Raw genomic sequence first — 23,307 nt, 5'->3', positions numbered from 1 at the left:
AAGGCTGGAGCGCAGCAGGTGGTGATGGGCAAGGTTTGGGTGCGGCAAGGCGGAGTGTTGGGCACGGTGGCCGCTGCACTGCTGCTGGGCATTGCCCCTGGGGCGCAGGCCCAATACCAGGCTCCGCTGGCTGGCAGCGCCCACGTCAGCACGCGCACGGCCAACAGTCTGGGTGGCGCCGCCGCTGCCCTGCCCACGCTGACCGAGGACCAGCTCCCCCGCCCCAGCACCCCCCCACCTGAGCGGGGCACCGTGGTGCCCGCCCAGGTCGAGCGCTGGCGCGAGGACGCCAAGCGCTGGGAGCACGGCGACGGCCTGTCCCAAGACCCTGTGATGGCCGCCAAGCTCTACTGCCGCGCCGCCCGCTATGGCGACGCCGAGGCCCAGTACAACCTGGGCTGGATGCTGACCAACGCGCGTGGCATCCAGCGCAACGACAGCGAAGCCGCCCACCTCTTTGCCGCTGCCGCCGAGCAAGGCATGCAGCAAGCCCAGAACATGCTGAACGCCATGGGCGGCACCCCCATGGGCGACCCCCCGCCCTGCCTGCGCCCGCCCGAGACCGACCCCCCGCTCGCCGTGGCCGAGAAGCGCCCGCCCGTGGTGGCCGGCGCCGGCCTCAAGCTGGCTCAGGCTTCGCTGCTGCCGCCCCCGCCGCCGCCCGCCAATGCCCCGGCTGCCCTCGTCAAGTTCGTCCAGCTCGTCGCGCCTGACTACGGCCTCCAGCCCCACCTGGTGCTGGCCGTGATGGCGGCAGAGTCCAATTTCGACGTCCGTGCCGTCTCGCCCAAGAACGCGCAGGGCCTGATGCAGGTCATGCCCGCCACCGGCGCGCGCTTTGGCGTCACCAAGCTCAGCGACCCGGCCCAGAACATCCGCGCCGGCATGGCCTATCTGCGCTGGCTGCTGGCCTACTTCGAGGGCGACATCACCCTCGCCCTGGCTGGCTACAACGCCGGTGAAGGCGCCGTGGACCGCTACCTCGGCGTCCCGCCCTACGCCGAAACCCGCCTCTACGTCCGCAAGATCGTGGCCAATATCAACGGCCAGCGCTTCCACCCCTTCGACCCCAAGTACGCCGAGGCTTCGCCGCTGGTGGGCAGGATCAAGATGGTGGCGAGTGCGATGAGGTGATGGGGCTCAGCCCGCCGCCGACAGCAGGCTGTGGCCCATCTGGAACAAAAGCCCGGCAAGGCCCGCGCCCGCCACCACCGAGATCACGCCGAGCTTGAAGCGGAACAGCGCCGCAGCGGCGCCCAGCCCGATCAGCGCCGACATCCACTCGAAGTGCCCGCCCAGGCCCTGCGGCCAGAGCACGTGGTACGCGAAGAACACGGCGAGGTTCACGATCACGCCCACCACCGCCGCCGTGATGCCCGTCAGCGGCGCGGTGAACTTGAGATTGCCGTGCGTGGACTCGATGAAGGGTCCGCCGAGGAAGATGAACAGGAACGAGGGCAGGAAGGTGAACAGCGTCACCACGCCCGCCGCCACTGCCCCGGCAAGGAACAGCGCATCGGGGCCGAAGATGGCCTTGGTCCAGCCGCCGACGAAGCCGACGAAGGCCACCACCATGATCAGCGGCCCCGGCGTGGTCTCGCCCAGGGCCAGGCCGTCGATCATCTGCGTGGCGCTCAGCCACTGGTAGTGGTCCACCGCGCCCTGGTAGACGTAGGGCAGCACCGCGTAGGCGCCGCCAAAGGTCAGCAGCGCGGCCTTGGTGAAGAACCAGCCCATCTGCGTCAGCACGCCGCTCCAGCCGTATAGCGCCGTCAGCGCACCCAGGGCCGCGGCCCACAGGGCCACAAAGACCACCAGCACGGCCCTGAAGCGCGCCCAGGTGAAGAGCGCGTGGGGCGGCGTCGGCGTGTGGTCGTCAATCAGCGCCGGGCCAAAGCCTTGCTTGGCCGCGCCATGCCCACCGCCGGCCTTGAACTTGTCGGGCGCCACCCGGCCGCCCACATAGCCGATCACGCCCGCGATGAGGACGATCAACGGAAACGGCAACGCCAGCGCAAAGATCGCCACAAAGGCGCCCGCCGCAATCGCCCACAGCCAGGCGTTCTTCAGCGCCCTCGAGCCCACACGCCAGGCCGCGTGCACAACCAACGCCGTCACGGCCGGCTTGATGCCGTAGAACAGACCCGCAATCACCGGGACGTGGCCGTAAGCCATGTAGACCCAGGACAGCGCGATGAGGATGAACAGCGACGGCAGCACGAACAGCCCGCCCGCCACCAGGCCGCCCCAGCTGCGGTGCATCAGCCAGCCGATGTAGGTGGCCAGCTGCTGCGCCTCGGGGCCCGGCAGCACCATGCAGTAGTTGAGCGCGTGCAGGAAGCGGTTCTCTGAGATCCAGCGGCGGCGCTCGACCAGCTCCTCGTGCATGACCGCGATCTGCCCGGCCGGCCCGCCAAAGCTGATGAAGCCCAGCTTCAGCCAGAAGCCAAAGGCCTCGGCGCGGGTGGGCATGGGGGGCTGGCTTGGAGCCTCGGCGTTGTCAGTGCTCATGCGGTGTCTGCAAGGCAGCGTAGTAGGCGTCGAACACCGGCAGGGCGGCGGCCAACAAGGCGTCGTCCGCCGCGTGCTGGGCCTGGAGCCCGCGCATCAACAGCTCCAGCCCAGGCGCGGCATCAACCGGGATGCCGCCGATGTCGATGAAGTGCACCAAGGCGGCCAGGTGCCGCAGGGCTGCGTCCTGCAGCAGGCCAAAGCTCTGGGCCACCACTTCAAAGGTCACCTGGTCGCCCACGTGCGTGAACGTCGCGCCGTCGAAGTCATAGCCCAGGGCCGACTTGGGGCAGCGCCTGGCGTCGGCCAGCCAGGTGAAGCTGGGGCGTTGGTCGATGAAGCGCTGGATGAGCCAGGCCGTGGCCAGGCGGTCCACCCACGGCCGCTTGCGTGTGGCCCAGGTGCGGCCCTGGTAGTCGGCAATCGAGCGCGCGGGAATGGCGGCCTTGCTGGCGGCCGGCTCGTCGGGCGACAGCTGCAGCTCGATCGCCCGGCGCAGCGCGCCCAGGGCCTCGGCCGCCTTCTGGCTGCCCGGGCCGGGGAAGAAGTCCAGCGCCTGGCAGGCTTGCCACTGCGCCTCCAGCACCCGCAGCGCCTTGCGCAGCTCCGCCTCGCTCGACTTGCGCAAGCCCGCCCGCACCTGCTTGACCGCCTGCACCAGCTCCGCATACAGCGCCGACCTGTCGAACAACGCCCGAAACGCCTGCTCCTGCTCCGCGTCACGCGCCTGCAGCGTCAGCAGGTGAGCATCTGCCCCCGCCTGCGTGATCGTCTGCGCCAACTCCCGCAGGGTCTCGCTACTCGGCGCCTGCGCCGGCAACAGGTAAACCCCCTCACGCAGCGTGCCCGCCCCCGTCGCCTTGAGCGCCCGCCACACACGCACCCGCAGCCCGCTGGGCGTGGTGGGCAGCGTAGCGGTGAGGATGAGCCAGGTGGTAGGCATGTATCAATTATCTCTTGGTGAGATGACTGATGCACGACAAGTGGGTGAGCCTGTCGCCGAGGGCTGAGCCAGCCTGGCCGGAGCGCAAGGCAGCCACGTGCGCCAAGCGACAGGCCCCTCTCGTCCTACAGGCCGGTTTCCCGAAGCGCTGCGTTACAGACGCACGCATGCGTTGCGCCAAGCGGCTTTCACTCCGACGAGAACATTTGTCTGGCGCAGCGAGGAGAAGATGCGCTTTGCGGCAAAGTACCAATGGGCCTTACAGGCCGCTCGCAAACACGTTCAATCAACGCATTCGAGTTCACCCATGCACAAATTTGTCCGACTTCTTGCTTCGTTTGCCTTGGCGACCTTCATCAGTTCCGCTGTGGCCGCACCCCGCGGGGCTGAACGAACGACGGTGGGCGAGCTCACATTTGTTGTGACGGAAGTGGGGCAGTACGAGACGGTCGGTGATGTTGTCGACGTTCCTCAGCCCAATACCGCTGCCGGCAAGATGAGCGAGCACGAAAAGATCCGACTCGTTCGCGCTGGGAACCAAATACCCGCCAAGAAGGGAAATGCCTTTGGTTTTCGCTACCGCGTTGAGGGGAAGCGAGATGGCCCAATGACTGGGGCAGAGATGCACGTCGTGCACCCGCCCATGCAGGGAGTCGATGGCAGGATTCACACCACAACGACTGCATCAATCGACCTGTACTTCGAGAGCGGAGTGGCTGAAGAGGACATCATCTACATGCTCAGCGAAGACTTCGAAGTCTTGCCAGGCACGTGGATCTTGCAGATCCGCTTTGACGGGAAGGTGGCAGCGAGTCGTACTTTTGAGCTGCGTTGAGGCCTGAGTAGCCAGTCTCCGGCATCGCGCCAGTAGCCAAAGGTCTCGAAGACGTCGGCCGCAGGCCTGCGCTTCGGACGTCGTCCGATGGTGCGCCTTGCGGTGTGCTTCTGATCGGGCTTCGCCCGCCGCGCACCCGGAGGCCCGAGGCAAGCGTGCCTGCAGCACGCGGCGCTACGGAACCTTTGTGCCGCCCCTACAAACTCCTCCGATACGCCCCACCCACCTCAAACAGCGCCTGCGTGATCTGCCCGAGGGAGCAGACGCGCACGGCGTCCATCAGTACCTCAAACACATTGCCGCCTTCGATGACGGCGCGTTGCAGTCGCTGCAGCATGGCGGCGCTGCTACCAGCGTGCTGAGCGTGGAAGGCCGCGAGGCGGTGGAGTTGGCTTTGCTTTTCGGCCTCGGTGGAGCGGGCGAGTTCGAGGCGTTGGGGCACGGGCTCAGCGCTGGGGTTGCGGAAGGTGTTGACGCCGATGAGGGGCAGGGTGCCGGCGTGCTTGAGGTGCTCGTAGTGCAGGGATTCGTCCTGGATCTTGCTGCGCTGGTAGCCGGTCTCCATGGCGCCGAGCACGCCGCCGCGTTCGCTGAGGCGTTCGAACTCTGAGAGAACCGCCTCTTCGACCAGTTCGGTCAGCTCGTCGATGACGAAGGCGCCTTGGTTTGGGTTCTCGCACTTTGAGAGGCCCCACTCGCGCTGAATGATGAGCTGGATGGCCATGGCGCGGCGCACGCTCTCGTCGGTGGGCGTGGTGATGGCCTCGTCGTAGGCGTTGGTGTGCAAGCTGTTGCAGTGGTCGTAGAGGGCGATGAGGGCCTGCAGCGTGGTGCGGATGTCGTTGAAGGCGATCTCTTGCGCGTGCAGGCTGCGGCCGCTGGTTTGGACGTGGTACTTGAGCTTTTGGCTGCGCTCGGCGGCGCCGTAGCGGTCACGCAGGGTCACAGCCCAGATGCGGCGGGCGACGCGGCCGAGCACGCTGTACTCGGGGTCCATGCCGTTGCTGAAGAAGAAGCTGAGGTTGGGCGCGAAGTCGTCAATGGCCATGCCGCGCGCCAAGTAGGCCTCGACGTAGGTGAAGCCGTTGGAGAGCGTGAGCGCGAGCTGGGTGATGGGGTTGGCCCCGGCCTCGGCGATGTGATAACCGCTGATGGAGACGGAGTAGAAGTTGCGCACGCCGTGCTGCACAAAGTAGGCGGCGATGTCGCCCATGACCTTGAGGCTGAACTCGGTGGAGAAGATGCAGGTGTTCTGGCCCTGGTCTTCCTTGAGGATGTCGGCCTGGACGGTGCCGCGCACTTGCGTGAGCACCTCGGCGCGCAGGGCGGCGGCTTCCGCAGCGGTGGGGGCGCGGCCTTGGGTCGACTCGAAGCGGGCGAGGCGCTGGTCGATGGCGGTGTTCATGAACATGGCCAGGATCGTGGGCGCGGGGCCGTTGATGGTCATGGACACCGAGGTGGCGGGGTCGCAGAGATCGAAGCCGTCGTAGAGCAGCTTCATGTCGTCGAGCGTGGCGATGCTGACGCCGCTGTTGCCGACCTTGCCGTAGATGTCGGGCCGGGGGTTGGGGTCGTGGCCGTAGAGGGTGACGGAATCAAACGCGGTGGAGAGGCGCTTGGCGGCCTGGCCTGCTGACACCAGCTTGAAGCGACGGTTGGTGCGCGCGGCGTCGCCCTCGCCCGCGAACATGCGGGTGGGGTCTTCGCCTTCTCGCTTGAAGGCGAAGACGCCAGCGGTGAACGGGAAGCGGCCGGGCAGGTTCTCCAGCAGCAGCCACTTGAGCAGCTCGCCGTGGCACTCGTAGCGGGGCAGGGCGAGCTTGCGGATCTTGCTGCCCGAGAGGCTCTCGGTGACGAGCTTGGTGCGCACCGTCTGGCCGCGCACCTGCACCACCAGCTCATCGGCCGCGTAGGCCCGCTGCAGCGCGGGCCATTCGGCCAGCAGGGCTTGCGAGTGGGGCGTGAGCTGGGCCTGGCGGGCGCGGGCGAGGGTGTGGAGACTGTCTGGCACCTCTGCCCCAGCGGCGTGCAGCAGGGCGGCGCTGGCCTCCAACTGCTGGGCTTCGCGGGCGAGGCGAGATTGGGTCAGCGCCTGGGCCTTGTAGCGGCGCGCGGTGTCGCTGATCTCGGCCAGGTAGCGCACGCGGCCTGGGGGGATGAGGGGCGTTTGCGCGGTGCTGTGCCGGGTGTCCACACGCGGCAGGCTGGTGCCGGGCAGGGGCAGGCCCAGGGCCTGGAGGCGGGCTTTGAGGGCTTGGTAGAGCGCGGTGACGCCGTCGTCGTTGAAGCGGCTGGCGATGGTGCCAAAGACGGGCATGGCCTCAGGCGGTTGGTCGAAGGCCTCGCGGTTGCGCTGCACCTGCTTGGCCACATCGCGCAGCGCGTCCAGCGCACCCCGGCGGTCGAACTTGTTGATGGCGACCAGGGCGGCGAAGTCGAGCATGTCGATCTTCTCCAACTGGCTGGCGGCGCCGTACTCGGGCGTCATCACATAGAGCGGCAGGTCCACGTGCGGGACGATGGCGGCGTCGCCCTGGCCGATGCCCGAGGTCTCGACGAGCAGCAGATCAAAGCCCGCAAGCTGGCAGGCGGCGAGCAGGTCGGGCAGGGCAGCGGTGATCTCGCTGCCGGAGTCGCGGGTCGCCACTGACCTCATGAACACGCGTGGCCCATGGGCCCACGGCCCGATGGCATTCATGCGGATGCGATCGCCCAGCAGCGCGCCACCGCTGCGGCGGCGCGAAGGGTCGATGGAGAGCAGGGCGATGCGCAGGCGGTCGCCCTGGTCCAGGCGCAGGCGGCGGATAAGCTCGTCGGTGAGGCTGCTCTTGCCCGCGCCGCCGGTGCCGGTGATGCCGACCACGGGCACGCGGCGTTCACTCGCTTGCTCGCGCAGGCGCGCGGTGGCCTCAGGTGCCAGGCGGCCGCACTCCAGGGCCGAGAGCAGCCGGGCCAGCTCGCGCCAGGCGGCCTCGGTGCCATCGCGGGGCAGGGCGCTAGGGTCGGGTGGTGGTGCGGCCAGTTCGGAGGGTCGGTCCACGGCGCGCAGCATCTCTTCGATCATGCCGACCAGGCCCAGGCGCTGGCCGTCCTCGGGGCTGAAGATGCGCACACCCTCTTGCGCCAGCAGCGCGATCTCGTCCGGCACGATGACGCCGCCACCGCCGCCAAAGACCCGGATAGCCCCGCCGCCCCGCTCGCGCAGCTGCGCCACCATGTAGCGGAAGAACTCGACATGCCCGCCCTGGTAGCTGCTGACGGCGATGCCGTGGGCGTCCTCCTGCAGCGCAGCGGTGACGATCTCGTCCACCGAGCGGTTGTGCCCGAGGTGGATGACCTCAGCCCCTTGCGCCTGCAGCACGCGCCGCATGATGTTGATGGCGGCGTCGTGGCCATCGAACAAGCTGGCGGCGGTGACGAAGCGCAGCTTCTGCGTGGGATGGAAAGCGGCCACCGGAGCGGTGGCCGCAGGGCGGTCGGACATCAGATGGCTCCTCGCCAGCGTGTGTCCGACCGATTCTAGGAAGGAGCGCTAGCAGGCCCTAGTCCGCCCGCGTGGCCTTGTGTCTGGGCGGCTCGTCCAGCATGCCCCAGTGCTGCATGGCGTCCAGCAGGATGCGGGACTCGGCGTCGTGCAGGTCGCGGTCGGCCTGGGCCACGCGCAGGGCCTCTTGCAGGGCCAGCAGGCGCTGCTGGGGTGCGCGCAGCTCGTTGAGTAGCGGGTACAGCACCTCGGGCGGTACGGTGCAGACTTGGCGCCAGTCCAGGCCCGTGTCCTTGAGCAGGTCCTGGCAGAGGTCCTGCACCACGGTGCGCGTCTCGTCGAGGCTGAGGCCGGCGGCGTTGTCGGTCTCCAGGGCCAGGATCTCCTCCAGCGAGAGGTTGCCGTCGGCCATGGCCGTCAGGGCCACGAGCCGGGTGATGGCCTGGGGGCTGTCGGTGGGGTAGCTGCGCATCATGGTCTCCTCACTCGTCTTGGCTGCCAAAGCCGAACAGGCTGAGCAGGCTGGTGAACAGGTTGAAGATCGAGACGTAGAGGCTGACCGTGGCGAGCACGTAGTTGGACTCACCGCCGTTCACGATGCGGCTGGTCTCGAAGAGGATCATGCCGGCTGACAGCAGGGCCACCACGGCCGAGACCGTGAGCGCCAGCGCCGGGATCTCGAAGAACATGGCTGCCAGGCCCGCCAGCAAGGCCACCACCATGCCGGCAAACAGGAAGCCGCCCATCCACGAGAAGTCGCGCCGCGTGGCGCGCACCCAGGCCGACAGGGCCAGGAAGATGGCACCCGTGCTGCCCAGGGCCAGCATCACCACCTGGCTGCCGCCCTTGAGCGAGAGCACGGCGCTGAGCAAAGGCCCGAGCGAGTAGCCCATGAAGCCGGTGAGCGCGAAGACCAGCCCAACGGCCTTGCCGCTGTTTTGCAGTTTGTGGATGCCGAACAGCAGGCCGAAGTAGACCGCCAGCGTCAGGATGACCCCGGGGCCGGGCAGCTTCCAGGCCACGGCGGCGGCGGCGGTGGCGGCGCTGAACAGCAGCGTCATCGACAGCAGGCCATAGGTGTTGCGCAGGACGCGCTGGCTGGCGTCCTGATCGCTGGCCATGCCGACCGGCATCGCCAGCGTGTTCGAGCGGGACAGGGATTGCATGTGGACCTCCAAGGAAAGACCGTGATGAGCCACGGGTGATGCGGAGGCTACGGGTGCTGGCCTTGCGGAAAAAGCAGAGACTCGTTGAACTTAAATTCGCAATAACTTGCTCAGTCCATGACGCAAAGCTTCAGCTACCGGCATCTGTACTACTTCTGGGTGGTGGCCAAGGAGGGCGGTCTCAGCCGGGGCGCCGAGCGCCTGGGCCTGTCGGTGCAGACGGTCTCGGCCCAGGTGCGGGAGCTGGAGCAGTCGGTCGGCGTGGCCCTGCTCAAGCCCGCTGGGCGGGGCCTCGCGCTGACCGAAGCCGGCCGTGCGGCGCTGGACGTGGCGGACCAGATCTTTCCGCTGGGCGAGAGCCTGCCCGAGCGGCTGCAGGAGGCCGTGAGTGCTCCTTCAGTGCGGCTGACGGTGGGTATCTCGGACGGGCTGCCCAAGCTGGTGGCCCACCAGCTGCTGGCCCCCGTGCTGGAGACCCCGCACCTGCGCCTGCTGGCCCATGAGGACGAGTTTGACGACCTGCTGGGCGACCTGGCCCTGCATCGGCTCGATGTGGTGCTGGCCGACCGGCCCGCGCCGCCCAACCCCAATCTGCGCCTTTACAGCCACTCGCTCGGGCACTCGCCCGTGGCCTGGTATGCCAGCCAGCGCTGGGCCGATGCCGCGGCGGCCGACTTCCCGCGCTCGCTGGCTGCCGTGCCCGTGCTGCTGCCCACCGCCCACGCCGCGTTGCGCCCGCGCCTGGATGCCTGGCTGCACAACCAGGGCCTGCGCGTGCGCGTGGCCGGCGAGTTTGAAGACAGCGCCTTGCTCGCCACCTTTGGGGCCGAGGGCATGGGCGCCTTCCCCGCCGCCGTGGTGGCCGACGCGCGCCTGCGCGAGCGCTATGGACTCACTCGGGTGGGCGACTGCACCGGCGTTGAGGAGCAGTTCTACGCCATCGGCACCGACAAGAAGGTGGTGCATCCGCTGGTGCGGCGCTTGCTGCCAGGCGGCTAGAGTGGTCGTTCTGCCTAGGAGAGCGCCATGGATCTGCCCGGCCTGAACTTCCACCTCGGTGAGGACATCGACGCGCTGCGCGATGCCGTGCGCGCCTTTGCCGACGCCGAGATTGCGCCGCGCGCGGCCGAGATCGACCGCAGCGATCAGTTCCCCATGGACCTCTGGCGCAAGATGGGCGAGCTCGGCGTGCTCGGCATCACCGCGCCGGCCGCGTATGGCGGCGCCGACATGGGCTACCTGGCCCACATGGTGGCCATGGAGGAGATCAGCCGCGCCAGTGCCTCAGTGGGCCTCTCCTACGGCGCGCACAGCAACCTGTGCGTCAACCAGATCAAGCGCAATGGCAGCGAGGCACAGCGCGCCAGATACCTGCCCAAGCTGATCTCAGGCGAGCACGTGGGTGCACTGGCCATGAGCGAGCCGGGCGCGGGCTCGGACGTGCTGTCCATGAAGCTGCGCGCCGAGGAGCGCGGCGGCGTCTACGTGCTCAACGGCAGCAAGATGTGGATCACCAATGGCCCCGATGCTGACACCCTCGTCGTCTACGCCAAGACCGAACCCGAGCTTGGGGCACGCGGCGTGACGGCCTTCCTGGTCGAGAAGGGCATGCCCGGCTTCAGCGTCGCCCAGAAGCTCGACAAGCTCGGCATGCGCGGCAGCCACACGGGGGAGCTGGTGTTCCACAACGTCGAGGTGCCGGCCGAGAACGTGCTGGGCGGGCTGAACAACGGCGCCAAGGTGCTGATGTCGGGCCTGGACTACGAGCGTGCCGTGCTGGCCGCCGGGCCCGTGGGCATCATGCAGGCAGTGATGGACGCCGTCGTGCCCTATGTGCATGACCGCAAGCAGTTCGGCCAGAGCATCGGCGAGTTCCAGCTCATCCAGGCCAAGCTGGCCGACATGTACACCGTGCTGCAGGCCGGCCGCGCCTTGCTCTACACCGTGGGCAAGAACCTCGACCAGCTCGGCACCGAGCACGTCCGCCGCGTGCGCAAGGACTGCGCGAGCGTGATCCTCTGGTGCGCCGAGAAAGCCACCTGGATGGCCGGCGAAGGCGTGCAGATCTTTGGCGGCAATGGCTACATCAACGACTACCCGTTGGGGCGGCTGTGGCGGGATGCCAAGCTCTATGAAATCGGGGCGGGCACCAGCGAGATCCGCCGGATGTTGATTGGCCGTGAGCTGTTTTCAGAAACCGCCTGAAACCCGCCGCAAGGACAATGGGGCCCATGACGAAAGAACTCGACGACCTCTTCGCCAACAACCGCCAGTGGGCCGCCGACATGGTGGCCCGCGAGGAAGGCTTTTTCACCAAGCTGCTGGCCCAGCAGGAGCCCCAGTATTTGTGGATCGGCTGCGCCGACAGCCGCGTGCCGGCCAATGAACTCGTCGGGCTGCTGCCGGGCGAGCTCTTCGTGCACCGCAACGTGGCCAACCTCGTGGTGCACACGGACCTGAACGCGCTCTCGGTGATCCAGTTCGCCGTCGATGTGCTGAACGTGCTGCACGTCATCGTCGTCGGCCACAGCCAGTGCGGCGGTGTGAAGGCCGCGTTGCTGGGCAAGCGCGCCGGCTTGGTGGACAACTGGCTGCGCCACGTGGTGGACGTGCGCGACACACACGCCGGCCTGCTGTCTTGCATCGATGACGAGGCGCGCCGTGTGGACGCCCTCGTCGAGCTCAACGTGCTGGAGCAGGCCCGCAATGTCTGCCACACCACCATCGTCAAGGACGCCTGGGCGCGCGGCCAGTCCGTCACCGTGCACGGCTGGGTCTACGGCCTGCACAACGGCCTGCTGCAAGACCTCAAGATCAACGCCGCCAGCGCGGAAGATGTGGCGCCGGCCTATGCGCGCGGCCTGGCCAGCGTGGCCATGCGCTACCTGCCGCCCAACCAGCGCGTGCCCGCACCCAGCCTGGTGTGACGACAAGGCAGGGCGTGTCGAAACCGCTGGCTGCGGTTCGTCGTGTCCGCAGTGCCGACTGAAAGCCCGCCATGCCGACCCTGTACCACTCGATCAATCTCAACCCCCGCCTCTGCGTCGCTGCGGCGCGCTACCTCAACGCGCCCATCCGCTACGAAGCAGCCGCGCCGCTGGCGCCGGGCCAGTCTGAGCGCTTTGCGCCGCTCAACCCCAATCTGCGCGTGCCCATCCTGCAACTGGACAACGGCAGCACGCTCTGGGAGTGCGATGCCATCGTCTGCAAGCTCGCCCGCCTGGCGGGCAAGCCGGAGTTCTTCCCGGACGGCGAGCAGCTGCCCGAGCTGATCCGCTGGCTCAGCTGGACGGCCAAGCACTGGGGCCGCGCCACCTCGGCCTTCTACTTCCAGCACATCGTCGTGCCGCGCTACCGGCTGCCGGTGGTGCCCGAGGCCGAGATGCAGGGCTATGCCAGCGAGGTCGCCCGCCTCGCCCCCATCCTCGACGCCCACCTGGCCGGCCGCACCTGGATGCTGGGCGGCGACGCGCCCACCTACGCCGACTTCCGCGTGGGCGACATCTTCCCGTTCGAGCAGGACGCGAAGCTGGACTTCAGCGCCTTCCCGAACATCCGGCGGTTGTCGGAGCAACTGGCTGCGTTGCCGCATTGGCGCGCGCCCTTTGAAGGGCTTTGATCATGTTGGCCGGAACACCCGGATGCGATGCCCATCCAGGTCCGCCGTGACGGCGGTGTAGCCAAAGTCCATGGCCGTGGCGGCCTGCAGCACGGGCCAGCCCATGGCTTCCCACGCGCTCACGGCCTGGTCCACGGCGGCGTCGCTGGCCACGGTGACGCCAACCTCGGCGCCGCCGCCGCGCACGCCGCTGGCGGGCTGCACATCATGTACGGCCCAGAGGCCCAGTGTGGTGGCCTCGTTGAGCTTGAACATCGCGAAATTGGGGTGGTGCTCAACGGGCTCGCGGCCCAGCAGGCGGCTGTAGAAGAGCACGCTCTCGGCGGGGCTCTTGACGTAGAGGATGAGGCAGTTGGGTTGCATGGCAGCTCCGTGGTGTGTGAAGGCCGCCATGCTCGGGTGCGGCGCTACCAGAAGCTGTCAGCAGCGAGAATCTCGCCCTTCCAGAACCTGCCCTTGACCATGACCGACACCGCTCGCCCCGAACTCCCTGATCACCTCAGCGTCGACCCGCGCAGCCCGCACCACGTGGCCGCCGTGTTCGAGCACGACATCGGCATCCGCTTCAACGGCAAGGAGCGCTTCGACGTCGAGGAGTACTGCGTCAGCGAGGGCTGGATCAAGGTGCCAGCCGGCAAGACGCTCGACCGCAAGGGCCGCCCGTTGTGCATCAAGCTCAAGGGCCAGGTCGAAGCCTTCTATCGGTGAAGTTCTGCGGGGCAATATTCCCCGCCTGATCCCTGGCCCGGATCCCCTGCGTCTGTCCTCCTGAGCCCGGCATGTGCCGGCCTTGCGGAGGGGCGATGAAGCCACCCGCTTCATCCCGTTTTGCAGGAGATCCACCATGGCTGCATTGCCCGTCACCATCGCCGTCAAGAACATCAAGTGCCGCATCGAGACCGATGAGGTCGGGGCCGATGAGCCCTACGTGCTCGTCACCGCGATTGACCTCAAGACCTTCCCGTTGCCCACCGTCGAGGTGACTCGCTACGGGCCCTGGGGCGACGTGGACAAAGGCGAGACCCACTCCACCATGCCGCTGCAGCCGGGCTTCAACCCCGACAACCTGCCCGGCATCGTCTGGCGCCGCAACGCCTGGGGCCCGAGCGGCAACGCCAAGGCGATTGCGAGCCCGCAAGACGCCATCATCCTTGTGAGCATGATGGAGCACGACGACGGCGAGCCCTCGGCGGCGCGCACCATCGTCAAGGGCGCGGTGGTGTCGTCGCTGGCGGCCTCAAGTAGCCTCAGCCGTGCTCAGAAGGTGCAGAAGCTGATCGCCGACATCAACGGCGCGCTTGAGATCCCGACCGGCGCGCCGAACTTTGATGACCGCGTGGGCAGCACCCAGGAGTTCGTGCTGAGCAACTCGCTGCTCAACGTGGCTGCCGGCCCCAAGACCAAGACGCTGACCATCGTGGGCGATGGTGGCAAGTACGACGTCAAGTTGGTGGTGACGAAGGGCTGAGTACCAGCCTCAGCGCCGGAGGGTGGCCGTCGCGACTACTGGGCGACGGCGGCCTTTTCGGCCTGGCACTTGGTGGGATCGGGGCACTTTGGCAGTTTGGGTTTGATGGCTGTGGCACTGGCACTGCGCGCCGAGCCAGCGCCGCCGCCGGAACCGCCGGCCTTGACTTCGGGCGCCTGTTTGCTGCCGCCGGCGCTAGCCTTTGATGCGCCGTCGGCGGGCACAACGGCGGGCGTGGCGGCAGGCTTCGCTTCCGGCGCAGCCTTCACCGCCATGCTGCTGCCCCCCAAGATCAGGGCAGTCGAAATAAGCGCGAGGCGAAGTTGGAATCGCATGGTGGTCTCTCGGTAGTCAGGTTGCCAGAAGAAGGAGTGCCGCAGCGATGCTGGCATGCCCTGCCGGGTCGGGCAACCCCAAGAACTTCGAGCGCAGGGTGTCAGCGTCTGGGCGCCAGGCCAGCGTCTGAAGGTAGCGGTCGCGCGCAGTAGGCCATGCGTTTCGGTCGCCCGAAACGCGCGCTTGCAGCCAAGCGCGCAGCGCGGCCACGCGAAGGCGGTCGGGGTGCGAGTCTGGCGTAGCCGCCACGACAGCGGCTTCGGCCGCCTGCATGTGCGTTTGTGCTTTGCTTGGTTGATCAAGCAATAGCTGCGTGAGCGCGCTCAGTGCCAGCGTCTGCCAATGCTCTGCATCCGAAGCCGACAAATTGGCGGATTGCCATTGCTGTGCGGCATCCAGCAGCGCCTGGGCTTCGCTGGCAGGACCGCCGCTTCGCAGCAAGGCCTCTGCCCAGAGTACCTGGGCGCGGGCTCGCCCGGCCGGGTGACCGAGGCGCCCCAATTCGTCTGCCAGGGCTGGCAGGTCTGCGCGCGCGGTGTGTGATGCATCGCCACGCAGGCGCCATCGCTGCAAGGTCAGAGACACGGTGGGCAGGCCCAGCGGCTCGGAGACAGCTCGTGCGTCGTGTACGGCCTGCGTGGCAACGTCCAGAGCCTCGGCTTGGCGGCCGCTGCGTGCGAGTGCATTTGCCAGCCAAGTACGGGCGTACACCGTGATGGCATCTTGACGCCCAAGCACTTGGGTGAGGCTCGCTACGCCGGCTTCCAATTCGGGCACGGCGCCGGACAGGTCGCCCAGGTCCATCAGCAGCACGCCGTGGCTGACACGTGCTTGTGCCATCGTCTGGGGGTGGCCTTGCGAGGCCTGGATCATTTCGTTCGCCCAGTGGCGGGCGCTCGCCCAATCGCCTCGTTGGCGCGCGAGATCGAGCAGGTCGTCGCAGGCGCGGCGGTAGACCGGGTGCGTGCGGCCGCTAACGCTCAATGCGCTCTGTGCCGCCTGCTTTAGCCAGCGCTCGGCACCCACCGCGTCGCCTCCCTCCAGCGCCAGCTCGCCCAGGTAGCCCATGGCGGCGGTGCGGCTGGTTGGGTCCTGGCCGTTGGCCAAGGCCTCGAACAATGGTCGAGCCCGTTCGGTCTGATTTTGCCGCCGCCATGCATGGGCAAGTTCCAGCGTGAGCTCAGCGTCTGCATTGGCGTGGGAGTGCGCCAGAGCAAGGGCCTCAGCAGCCAGCCCCATGTCGCCTGCGCGGCTCAGCAGCAGGCCCAGGGGCTTGGCTACATCGGCCAGCAGAGCCGGGTCGTCCGCGAGTCGCTTCTTGGCCTCAGCCCAGGCGCGGCGCAGCAGCTCCACCATCGGTACGTCGGCCCGGTTCGCTACTTCGGGGCTGAAGGCGCCAAGCAACTCCGTCATCACCGTCTGCACGCGCCGCGTGCGGTCGGCCTCCAGCCGCGCTGCACGCCACTGCCAGGCCGTGCCAGCCAGGCCCAGTAGCAGGCTCAAGGTCAGCAGACTACCCGCAGCCACCCCCACCCGGTGTCGGCGCAAAAACTTGCCCGCCCGGTAGCGCCAGGGCCCGGCGCGGGCGAAGAGCGGCTCGTGGTCGATGTAGCGGCGCAGGTCTTCGGACAGCGCGGCGACGCTGGCGTAGCGGTCCTCAGGGCGCGCTTGGGTAGCGCGGGCGATGAGGGCGCGCAGGTCGGCGTCCAGCCCTGTCGCGCTGGGCAACTGGCGCTGGCCGGTGAGCAGCTGGCAGAGCATCACGCCGAGCGCGTACACATCGGTCGCGACGCTGACGGGCTCGCCGCGCAGTTGCTCGGGGGCGGCGTACTCGGGCGTGAGGCCGGCGGCGGCGAGGCGGGTCAGCTCGTCGCTGCCCTCGGTGTTGTCGAGCAACTTGGCGACGCCGAAGTCCAGCAGCTTGACCTGGCCGTCGGGCGTGACGAGCACATTGCCGGGCTTGAGGTCGCGGTGGACGATGAGCTGGGCGTGCGCATGGGCCACGGCGCTGCAGACTTGCTGCATCAGCGCCAGGCGTTCGGCGGTGCCGAGCTGCCGCGCGGTGGCGTAGGCGTCGAGGCGCTCGCCGCCGTCCACCAGCTCGATGACGAGGTAGCGCACGGCCCAAGGCCCGAGCTGGGCCTCGCCGATGTCGAGCAGCTGGGCGATGTGCGGGTGGCGCAGGCGCGCGAGCAGTTCGCCCTCGCGGCGGAAGCGGGCGGCGGCGGCATCGCCTCGGCCGGGGCTGTGCAGCAGTTTGATGGCGGCCTCGCCGCTGTGCGCGCCGTCGCTGCGCTGCGCGCGCCAGACCTCGCCCATGCCGCCTCGGCCGAGCAGGCTCTGCAGCGTCCAGGCGCCGAGGCGCTGGCCAGCGAGCGCTTGCCCCAAGGCCTCGGCCTGCACGGGCTGGGCCAGGAAGTTGCCCGCCTCGGCCTGCCGGTCGGCCTCGATCAGGCCGCGCACGCGGGCGGCGAGTGCAGGGTCCTCGGCCTCGATCTCGGCCAGCAGCGCGGCGGGGTCGGCGGCGTCCTGCCAGCGTTCAAACGCCGCAAGCGCGGCCTGCCAGGTTTGCGTGCCGGACATGGCGCGGCCTTAGCTCTGCAGCGCCTCAAACAGAAAGGCCCGGGCGCGCTGCCAGTCGCGCTTGACCGTCGGCACCGAGATGCCCAGCAGTGGCGCGATCTCGGCCAGCTCCAGGCCGCCAAAGAAGCGCATCTCGACGACTTGGTGCGCGCGGCTGTCCGCCCGCGCGAGTTGCTGCAGCACCTCGTCGAGCTGCAGCACATCGGGCGCAGGGATGGCCTCGAAGCCGCCGGTGGACAGGGTGACGAGGCTCTCCGGCCCGCCGCGCTTGTCGGCGTGCTGGCGGCGCAGATGGTCGACGATCACGCTGCGCATCACCTTGCTGGCGTGGGCGAAGAACTGCGCGCGGTGCTCGGCGGCTTCGCCCTGGCTCTTGAGCCAGACCTCGTGGATCAACGCGGCGGGCTCCAGCGTCATCGGGGCTTGGCGCGAGAGGTGCGCGCGCGCCAGGCGTTTGAGCTCGGGGTAGAGCGCGGTGTAGAGGCGATCGCGTGCGGCGGCGTCGCCGCTTGCGAGTTGCTGCAGGAGGAGTGTGATTTCGGACATGGGCTGGGCGCGGATGCTCGCATCCTGCCCCCAAGCTGTCAGCCCCCCAGAAGCCTTCGGCCGCCCAGCGTGGCGAGCGCGCCAACAGGCAGCAGCAGCGTCCACTGTGGCAGCAAGGCGAGGCCGGCCATGCCTTGGTAGACCAAGTCCACGGCCACAAAGACGGCGCCAAAGCCCAGCCACATCGCGCCGATGAACAGGGCCAGGGCGCCCGCACTGGCCTGCCGTGCCGGCCTCGCACACCACAGCAGCGCCGGGCCCGAGACGAGCAGCGCCACGCTCACCAGGTGCCAGCAGGCCAACAGGAGCAGGCGGAGGAACTCGGTGAGCTGGGAGGTCATCAGCGGCTGGTGGATCTCGATCGTGCCGCCGATGAGATGCAGCAGGGCCGTGAAGCTGGCGAGGTAGCCGGCAGCCAGCAACTGGCGCCTGACGGTCTTGGGTTCATGGCTCATCGGGTGCTCCGGGGGGTGAGCCGCAGGCGCAAGCCTCCGGCGGGTCGCAAAGTAACGGCCAGGCGCAGGCGCGGAGCGGGGTCGCCGCTAGGGCTCAGCTCAAAGGCCTGCAGCACCAGGGCCGCGACGAGGCTCATCTCCAGCATCGCGAAGTGCTGGCCCAGGCAGACGCGCGGGCCCTGGCCAAAGGGCATGTAGGCGCCTCTTGGAATCTCGGGCGCCTCGGGCAGGAAGCGCTCGGGCCGGAAGGCCTCGGGCTCGGCCCAGACGCGCTCGTCGCGGTGCAGCAGGTAGGGCGTGCAGCGCAGCATGGCGCCGCGCGGCAGGTGCAGCGTGTCGCCTCGCCAGGGCACGGCGATGTCGCGCGTCAGCCGCCGGGTGAGCAGGGCGGCGGCGGGCGGATAGAGCCGCATGGCTTCCTTGAGCGTGGCGGTGAGCCAGGGCAGGGCGTGCAGGTCGTCGGGGGTTGGTGCGCGCTCGCCCAGCGCGGCTTGCACCTCGGTGGCTGCGCGGGCCTGGGCCTCGGGGTGCTCGGCCATCAGCCAGGCCCACCACAGCAGGGCGGTGGCGGTGGTCTCGTGCCCGGCCTGGAAGGTGGTGATGCATTGGTCAAACACCTCTTGCTCGCTCAGCGCCTCGCCGGTCTCTTCGTCGCGCAGCGCGCGCAGTTGGGTCAGCAGGTCTTGCGCGCCGGGGCGCGCTGGCGCATCGAGGTGGCGGCGCAGCAGGCCGCGCATGAAGGCCAGCGCGCGTCGCTTGGCGGCCTTGCCCGGCAGCGGCAGCCAGTCGGGCAGCGTCGCGGGCCAGAACATCTCCCGGAAGCCGGCCTCGCTCAGCACCTGGGTGGCGGCGGCGGCCTCGACGGTTTCGGCTCCGGCGCGGGCGCTGAAGAGCACACGCAGGATCACGTCCATGGTCACGTGGCTGAAGAAGGCGTCCATCGCGACGATTCCGCCCGGGCACGCTGCCAACGCGTCACGTGCCGCCTCGGCCATGAAGCCCGCATAGCCCGCCATGCGCTTGGGCGCGAAGGCCGGCATCAGCATGCGGCGCTGGCGCTGCCAGGTGGCGCCTTCGGTCACGAGGACCGACTGCCCAAGGGTCTCGCCAAACACTTCGGTCGCGCGCTCCCAACGGATCTGCGCGTCGGCATGCTCCAGCATCACGCGGCGCAGCAGCTCGGGGTCGAAGATGTCCAGCGTCCGCTCGACGGAGATGCGCAGCCGCGTCACGTCGCCCAGGCGCCGGTAGCGAGCGAGCGTGCCGAGGTAGTCCTGCCGCATGGCCCAAAGCTCAGCAAAGCCAAAGTAGCGCGGCGCAGGGCCGGGGAGTTCGTTCCAGGTGATGTCCATGGCCGGCATGCTGCCCGCCGGGGCGCTGGCGGTATTGAACGAATGCGACACTCGTTTGCCATGGCCATGCCGCCTTCCGATGTGACCCCGCTCTCGCCGCTGCACGACGCGACGCGGCTGTGGTTGCCGCCGCTACGCTTGGCCGGCTGCGTGCGCGCGGTGCTGCTGCGGGACACGCGCGGGTGGGTAGCCGAGGGCGTCACCCACGCCACCTACTGGCCGGCTTCGCCGTACTGCTCGCTGCACTTCCTGTTCTCGGGCGACGGCGACTGGCTGGCCACACCGGGCTTTGTGCCCCCGAACGACGGCTATCGCCTGGGCCCCTGCCTGCTCAGCGGCCCGTTCACGGGGCCGACGCACATGCACGTGCGCGGGGCCACGCACGGGCTGATCGTGATGTTCATGCTCGACGCCTTCCAGGCACTCACCGGCATTGCGCCCGAGGCGCTGCAGAACCGCTGTGACGACGCCCTTGGCTGGCTGCCGGCGGACTGGCAGCCGCTCTTGGCAGCCATGGCGCAAGCGCCCGACGATGCCGCCCGCTTGGCAGTGCTGGAAGACTTCGTGACCCCGCGCTGGCAGGCCTTGCGCCTGGAGCGCGCGCTGGGGCTGCGCCTGACGGATTGGGTTGAGGCCCTGGCCGTGCGCGCCGCCACCAGCAGCGCCGGCCGCAGCTTGCGGCAGTTCGAGCGCCGCGTGAAGGCCTGGGCCGGCTTGCCGCTGCGCGAGCTGCGTGCGGCCTCACGCGCCGAGGCCGCCTTCCTGCAGGTGGCGGCCACGCAGCATGACCCGGGCTTTGAATGGGCTGGCGTCGCGGCCGACGCGGGCTACGCGGACCAATCCCACCTGTGCCGCGAGACGCGGCGCTTGACCGGCTTCAGCCCCGAGGACCTGCGCCGCCGGATGGAGACGGACGAAGCCTTCTGGGCCTACCGGGTTTGGCGATAGCCCGGTTCTGCTGCAAGATCGCGGCGGTGCTAGGGCAGTCAACCGTCATCAATATGGCCGCAAGGGTCGAAGCAGTCGGGGTGGAAATGATGAAAGCAGCGCCTGAGGCGGCGAAGATTCTGTTGGTCGATGACGAGCCCGATTCGATCAAGTTGATCAGCCGGATGCTGGCAGGCTTTGGCCAGGTGCGCTTCGCCACCTCTGGCCTTGAAGCCTTGGAGCGCATTCGCGCCGACGCGCCAGACCTCGTCATCACCGACATCCACATGCCTGGCATGTCAGGCCTTGAGTTGTGTGGTGCCATCCGCAGCGCGCCCGAACTGCGGCAACTGCCGGTGATCGTGATCACCGCTTCAGGGTTGGGCGAGGTGGAACTTGCCGCGTTGCAGCGCGGTGCAGCCGACTTCGTGACCAAGCCGGTGGAGCCCGAGTCCTTTGTGGCGCGGGTCCGGGCTCACCTGAGGTCTGCTGGGCTCACGGAACGCGTCTCGACAGCTCTGTCGCGGCAGCCTTCCGAGGCCGGCGCAAATCCGCGCTTGCTGGTGGTTGATGACGATGCGGATGCCATTCAGCTGGTACAGCGCGCGGTGGCGGGTTTGGGCGTGGTGCACTTTGCGACCACGGGCTCGGAGGCGCTCCGGCTTGCGCACGAACTGGATCCCGACCTCGTGCTGCTGGACGCAAACATGCCCGGCCTGGACGGCTTCGGTGTGTGTGCGGCGCTGAAGTCTCAGGAGCGGTTTGCGCACTTGCCCATCGTCTTTGTCACTCGGCACTCAGATGTCGCCAATGAGCGGCAGGCTCTTGATCTGGGCGCGGCCGACTTTGTGTCCAAGCCTTATGACCCCCAAGTGCTGCGTGCCCGTGTGCGCAATCTGCTTGAGTTGAAACGCCGGCAGGATGCGGAACTGCGCGCAGCGACCGAACACTGGCGTCGGCTTGCCGACTCTCACCTGGCGGAGATCGTGCGCACGGCCAGCGACGCCATCGTCAGTTGCAACGAGCAGGGCCAGGTGGTGCTCGCGAACGCCGCTGCCGCGCAGATGTTTGGCTGTGCTGAGGCCGAGCTGATCGGCGCGCCCGCAGACCGGCTACTGCCGGGCTTGTGGGCGCAGGCCGACGCAGCTTGTGCTGGCCCAGTAGGCCGGCGGGTGCAGCGGCAAGGCGCTGCCGCCGACCGTCCCGTAGAGATCCGGGCATCGCGTTCGGCCCCAGGCGGGCTGACGACCTTCTTGCTCCGGGATTGCTCAGAGCGCGAGCAACTGATTGCCGAACAGCAAGCGCGCTCCGGCGCCGAGGCCGTCGCGCAAGCGCGGGCGCGCTTGATGGCTTATGTCAGCCACGAGATGGGGGCGCCCCTCAACGCCATCTTGGGTTTTGCTCAGATTCTGGCGGGCAATGGCATGGCTGATGAGGCGCAGAACCGGCGCCAGCTCCAACGAATCCTGGAGGGTGCGGAGCAGTTACAGGGCTTGATTGCCGACCTGCTTGAAGTGTCCCGACAAGCGGCGGGCCAACTGAGCGTGCAGATGGCGTCCATGGAGCTTGGCGCCGTCGTCCAAGGCTGTGTCGATGCTCTCCGGCCGGCGGCGGAACGCGGCCGCGTCGTGTTGCGGGTCGAGGGGCTTGACGAGCCGCTGGCCGTGCGCGCCGACGCGAAGCGCGTGCGCCAGTGCATCAGCAACCTCGTGTCCAACGCCATCAAGTACAGCCCTCAGGGCGGTGTCGTCCAGGTGCGACTCTTCAGGTCTGGCACCGAAGCCTGCGTCATGGTCAAGGATGAGGGGCCAGGTCTTTCCGAGGCGCAACTCGCGCACCTGTTCGAGCCTTTCAACCGGCTGGGGGCGGAGTCGACCAGCATCCCCGGCACCGGATTGGGGCTGGTGATCTCCAAGGGCTTCGCGGAAGCGATGGGTGGCCGTCTGGAGGTGTGGTCAGAAATGGGTAGCGGCAGCCGGTTTTCGTTATTTCTGCACGCCGCTTAGCGCGCCGCGCCACAGCGGGCGAAGGGGCGCGTCTATACAGTCATCGCTTTAATTGCTGTGTCGAGGTTTGGGCCGAATGGCTGCAGTCCCGAAATTGCTCGTGGTGGACGACGATCCGACGCTGGTGCAGCTGGTTGGCAAGATGCTGGCCGGTCTGGGTGAGATCCGCTTCGCGACCAGCGGTGAAGCAGCGCTCAAGGTCGCCGACCGGGAAGCGCCGGACTTGATCCTGCTGGATGCGCAAATGGACGGCATCGACGGCTTCGAGGTCTGCGAACGGCTCAAACTGCGGCCTGAGTTTGCCGACGTGCCCATCCTCTTCGTCACGGCCAACGACGACGAGCCGTCCGAATTGCGTGGCTTTGCGGTCGGGGCGGCGGACTTCATCCACAAGCCCGTGCGCGAACCCTTGCTGCGAGCACGTGTGCTCACGCATCTGCGGCTCAAGGCGCTGGCGGATGAATTGCGCCATCAGGCGGGTACCGACGCCCTGACGCACCTGCCCAACCGTCGCAGCTTCGACGCGGCGCTGGCGGTGGAGTGGTCGAGAGTCATGCGCCAGCATGACCCGCTGTGCGTGCTGATGATCGACGTGGATCGGTTCAAGCAGTACAACGATCGGTACGGTCATCTGGATGGGGACCATTGCCTGCATGCGGTAGCTGCCTGCTTGAGATCAGTGCTGAACCGCCCCGCCGATTTGGTGGCCCGCTACGGCGGCGAAGAATTCGCCGCGCTGCTGCCCGGCACTGACCTGGAGGGCGGTTGCCAAGTGGCGGAGCGCATGTTGCAGGCCGTACTGGAGCTGCGCTTGCCGCATCTCGACGGCGCGATTTCTGGAATCGTCTCGGTCAGCGTGGGGGTGAGCTGCGTCGAGGGCATCGAGGGTCAGGGCTGGGACGTGGCCTCGGTGAGTACGGCGAGCTTGTTGGACCGGGCGGACCAAGCGCTCTACTTAGCCAAGGCACGGGGTCGCGCGCGAGTGGCTAGCTTGCCCATGTTGCCCGTGCCGGTGAAGCCGTCATCGCGCGACGCGGAGCTAGCCGGCGTAGCGCCGCAGGCCGATTGAATCGAGC

General features: G+C 68.3%; 22 protein-coding genes. 11 read left to right on the top strand and 11 right to left on the bottom strand.

Annotated features, from left to right (window positions below; genetic code table 11):
• Positions 1 to 24: 24 nt before the first annotated feature.
• Entirely contained in the window at positions 25 to 1,134 is a 1,110-nt protein-coding gene (locus ABDJ85_RS19460; protein ID WP_347706469.1) for a transglycosylase SLT domain-containing protein, read from the top strand.
• Positions 1,135 to 1,140: 6 nt separating this feature from the next.
• Here the strand turns inward: ABDJ85_RS19460 and chrA are convergent, their stop codons facing one another.
• On the bottom strand, positions 1,141 to 2,511 hold the full coding sequence (gene chrA, locus ABDJ85_RS19455; RefSeq protein WP_347706468.1) for a chromate efflux transporter: 1,371 nt from the start codon (positions 2,509 to 2,511) through the stop codon (positions 1,141 to 1,143).
• Positions 2,501 to 3,454, bottom strand: a complete 954-nt coding sequence (locus tag ABDJ85_RS19450; RefSeq protein WP_347706467.1) for a chromate resistance protein ChrB domain-containing protein — start codon at positions 3,452 to 3,454, stop codon at positions 2,501 to 2,503. Before ABDJ85_RS19450 ends, chrA begins: the two co-directional genes overlap by 11 nt.
• 307 nt (positions 3,455 to 3,761) lie before the next feature.
• Here ABDJ85_RS19450 and ABDJ85_RS19445 point away from each other — a divergent pair, with 307 nt between their 5' ends.
• Entirely contained in the window at positions 3,762 to 4,289 is a 528-nt protein-coding gene (locus ABDJ85_RS19445) for a DUF3859 domain-containing protein (protein WP_347706466.1), read from the top strand.
• A gap of 196 nt (positions 4,290 to 4,485) precedes the next feature.
• Here ABDJ85_RS19445 and icmF read toward each other — a convergent pair whose 3' ends face one another.
• Genes icmF through ABDJ85_RS19430 form a run of 3 tightly spaced genes read right to left on the bottom strand, consistent with a single transcriptional unit; the run spans position 4,486 to position 8,939 of the window.
• Positions 4,486 to 7,773: a fused isobutyryl-CoA mutase/GTPase IcmF gene (gene icmF, locus ABDJ85_RS19440; protein WP_347706465.1), complete on the bottom strand. Its 3,288-nt coding sequence runs from the start codon at positions 7,771 to 7,773 to the stop codon at positions 4,486 to 4,488.
• 58 nt (positions 7,774 to 7,831) lie between these two features.
• The gene (locus tag ABDJ85_RS19435; protein ID WP_347706464.1) at positions 7,832 to 8,245 is read right to left on the bottom strand and encodes a tellurite resistance TerB family protein; all 414 of its coding nucleotides are present in this window, start codon (positions 8,243 to 8,245) and stop codon (positions 7,832 to 7,834) included.
• Between the two features lie 10 nt (positions 8,246 to 8,255).
• Positions 8,256 to 8,939 (bottom strand): Bax inhibitor-1/YccA family protein, encoded by a 684-nt coding sequence (locus ABDJ85_RS19430; RefSeq protein WP_347706463.1) that lies wholly within the window; start codon positions 8,937 to 8,939, stop codon positions 8,256 to 8,258.
• A 117-nt stretch (positions 8,940 to 9,056) separates the two neighbouring features.
• Between ABDJ85_RS19430 and ABDJ85_RS19425 the strand changes: the two genes are divergently transcribed.
• From ABDJ85_RS19425 to ABDJ85_RS19410, 4 genes are all read left to right on the top strand, one after another.
• A complete protein-coding gene (locus ABDJ85_RS19425) occupies positions 9,057 to 9,938 on the top strand; it encodes a LysR family transcriptional regulator (protein ID WP_347706462.1) in 882 nt (293 codons plus the stop codon).
• Between the two features lie 27 nt (positions 9,939 to 9,965).
• Positions 9,966 to 11,144, top strand: a complete 1,179-nt coding sequence (locus ABDJ85_RS19420; RefSeq protein WP_347706461.1) for an isovaleryl-CoA dehydrogenase — start codon at positions 9,966 to 9,968, stop codon at positions 11,142 to 11,144.
• 26 nt (positions 11,145 to 11,170) lie between these two features.
• On the top strand, positions 11,171 to 11,866 hold the full coding sequence (gene can / locus ABDJ85_RS19415) for a carbonate dehydratase (protein WP_347706460.1): 696 nt from the start codon (positions 11,171 to 11,173) through the stop codon (positions 11,864 to 11,866).
• Positions 11,867 to 11,937: 71 nt separating this feature from the next.
• Entirely contained in the window at positions 11,938 to 12,558 is a 621-nt protein-coding gene (locus ABDJ85_RS19410) for a glutathione S-transferase family protein (protein ID WP_347706459.1), read from the top strand.
• Here ABDJ85_RS19410 and ABDJ85_RS19405 read toward each other — a convergent pair whose 3' ends face one another.
• The gene (locus ABDJ85_RS19405) at positions 12,559 to 12,921 is read right to left on the bottom strand and encodes a VOC family protein (RefSeq protein WP_347706458.1); all 363 of its coding nucleotides are present in this window, start codon (positions 12,919 to 12,921) and stop codon (positions 12,559 to 12,561) included.
• Positions 12,922 to 13,020: 99 nt separating this feature from the next.
• Between ABDJ85_RS19405 and ABDJ85_RS19400 the strand changes: the two genes are divergently transcribed.
• Together ABDJ85_RS19400 and ABDJ85_RS19395 are read left to right on the top strand one after the other, a co-directional pair.
• Positions 13,021 to 13,266 carry a DUF3297 family protein gene (locus ABDJ85_RS19400; RefSeq protein ID WP_347706457.1) on the top strand — a complete coding sequence of 82 codons (246 nt, stop codon included), beginning with the start codon at positions 13,021 to 13,023 and terminating at the stop codon, positions 13,264 to 13,266.
• 136 nt (positions 13,267 to 13,402) lie between these two features.
• Positions 13,403 to 14,026, top strand: a complete 624-nt coding sequence (locus tag ABDJ85_RS19395; RefSeq protein ID WP_347706456.1) for a hypothetical protein — start codon at positions 13,403 to 13,405, stop codon at positions 14,024 to 14,026.
• Positions 14,027 to 14,061: 35 nt separating this feature from the next.
• On the opposite strand, the gene ABDJ85_RS19390 is transcribed toward ABDJ85_RS19395, so the two are convergent.
• The 5 genes from ABDJ85_RS19390 to ABDJ85_RS19370 are packed head-to-tail and all read right to left on the bottom strand — an operon-like array spanning position 14,062 to position 19,298.
• Positions 14,062 to 14,361: a hypothetical protein gene (locus ABDJ85_RS19390; RefSeq protein WP_347706455.1), complete on the bottom strand. Its 300-nt coding sequence runs from the start codon at positions 14,359 to 14,361 to the stop codon at positions 14,062 to 14,064.
• 16 nt (positions 14,362 to 14,377) lie between these two features.
• Positions 14,378 to 16,945, bottom strand: a complete 2,568-nt coding sequence (locus tag ABDJ85_RS19385) for a protein kinase domain-containing protein (protein ID WP_347706454.1) — start codon at positions 16,943 to 16,945, stop codon at positions 14,378 to 14,380.
• 9 nt (positions 16,946 to 16,954) lie between these two features.
• Positions 16,955 to 17,491, bottom strand: coding sequence for an ECF-type sigma factor (locus ABDJ85_RS19380; protein WP_347706453.1), 537 nt, complete (start codon positions 17,489 to 17,491; stop codon positions 16,955 to 16,957).
• A gap of 38 nt (positions 17,492 to 17,529) precedes the next feature.
• A complete protein-coding gene (locus tag ABDJ85_RS19375) occupies positions 17,530 to 17,946 on the bottom strand; it encodes a hypothetical protein (RefSeq protein WP_347706452.1) in 417 nt (138 codons plus the stop codon).
• A complete protein-coding gene (locus ABDJ85_RS19370) occupies positions 17,943 to 19,298 on the bottom strand; it encodes a cytochrome P450 (protein WP_347706451.1) in 1,356 nt (451 codons plus the stop codon). Before ABDJ85_RS19370 ends, ABDJ85_RS19375 begins: the two co-directional genes overlap by 4 nt.
• Before the next feature lie 66 nt (positions 19,299 to 19,364).
• Between ABDJ85_RS19370 and ABDJ85_RS19365 the strand changes: the two genes are divergently transcribed.
• The 3 genes from ABDJ85_RS19365 to ABDJ85_RS19355 all read left to right on the top strand — a co-directional run bounded on the left by ABDJ85_RS19365 (position 19,365) and on the right by ABDJ85_RS19355 (position 23,300).
• Positions 19,365 to 20,246 (top strand): AraC family transcriptional regulator, encoded by an 882-nt coding sequence (locus ABDJ85_RS19365; RefSeq protein ID WP_347706450.1) that lies wholly within the window; start codon positions 19,365 to 19,367, stop codon positions 20,244 to 20,246.
• 86 nt (positions 20,247 to 20,332) lie between these two features.
• Positions 20,333 to 22,231, top strand: a complete 1,899-nt coding sequence (locus tag ABDJ85_RS19360; protein WP_347706510.1) for a response regulator — start codon at positions 20,333 to 20,335, stop codon at positions 22,229 to 22,231.
• A 76-nt stretch (positions 22,232 to 22,307) separates the two neighbouring features.
• Positions 22,308 to 23,300, top strand: a complete 993-nt coding sequence (locus ABDJ85_RS19355) for a diguanylate cyclase (RefSeq protein ID WP_347706449.1) — start codon at positions 22,308 to 22,310, stop codon at positions 23,298 to 23,300.
• Positions 23,301 to 23,307: the final 7 nt, after the last annotated feature.

Source organism: Roseateles paludis (assembly GCF_039872745.1).
Taxonomy (GTDB): domain Bacteria; phylum Pseudomonadota; class Gammaproteobacteria; order Burkholderiales; family Burkholderiaceae_C; genus Pelomonas; species Pelomonas paludis.
Note: the sequence above shows the minus strand (reverse complement) of the source record. Positions and strands in the feature narration are given on the sequence as shown.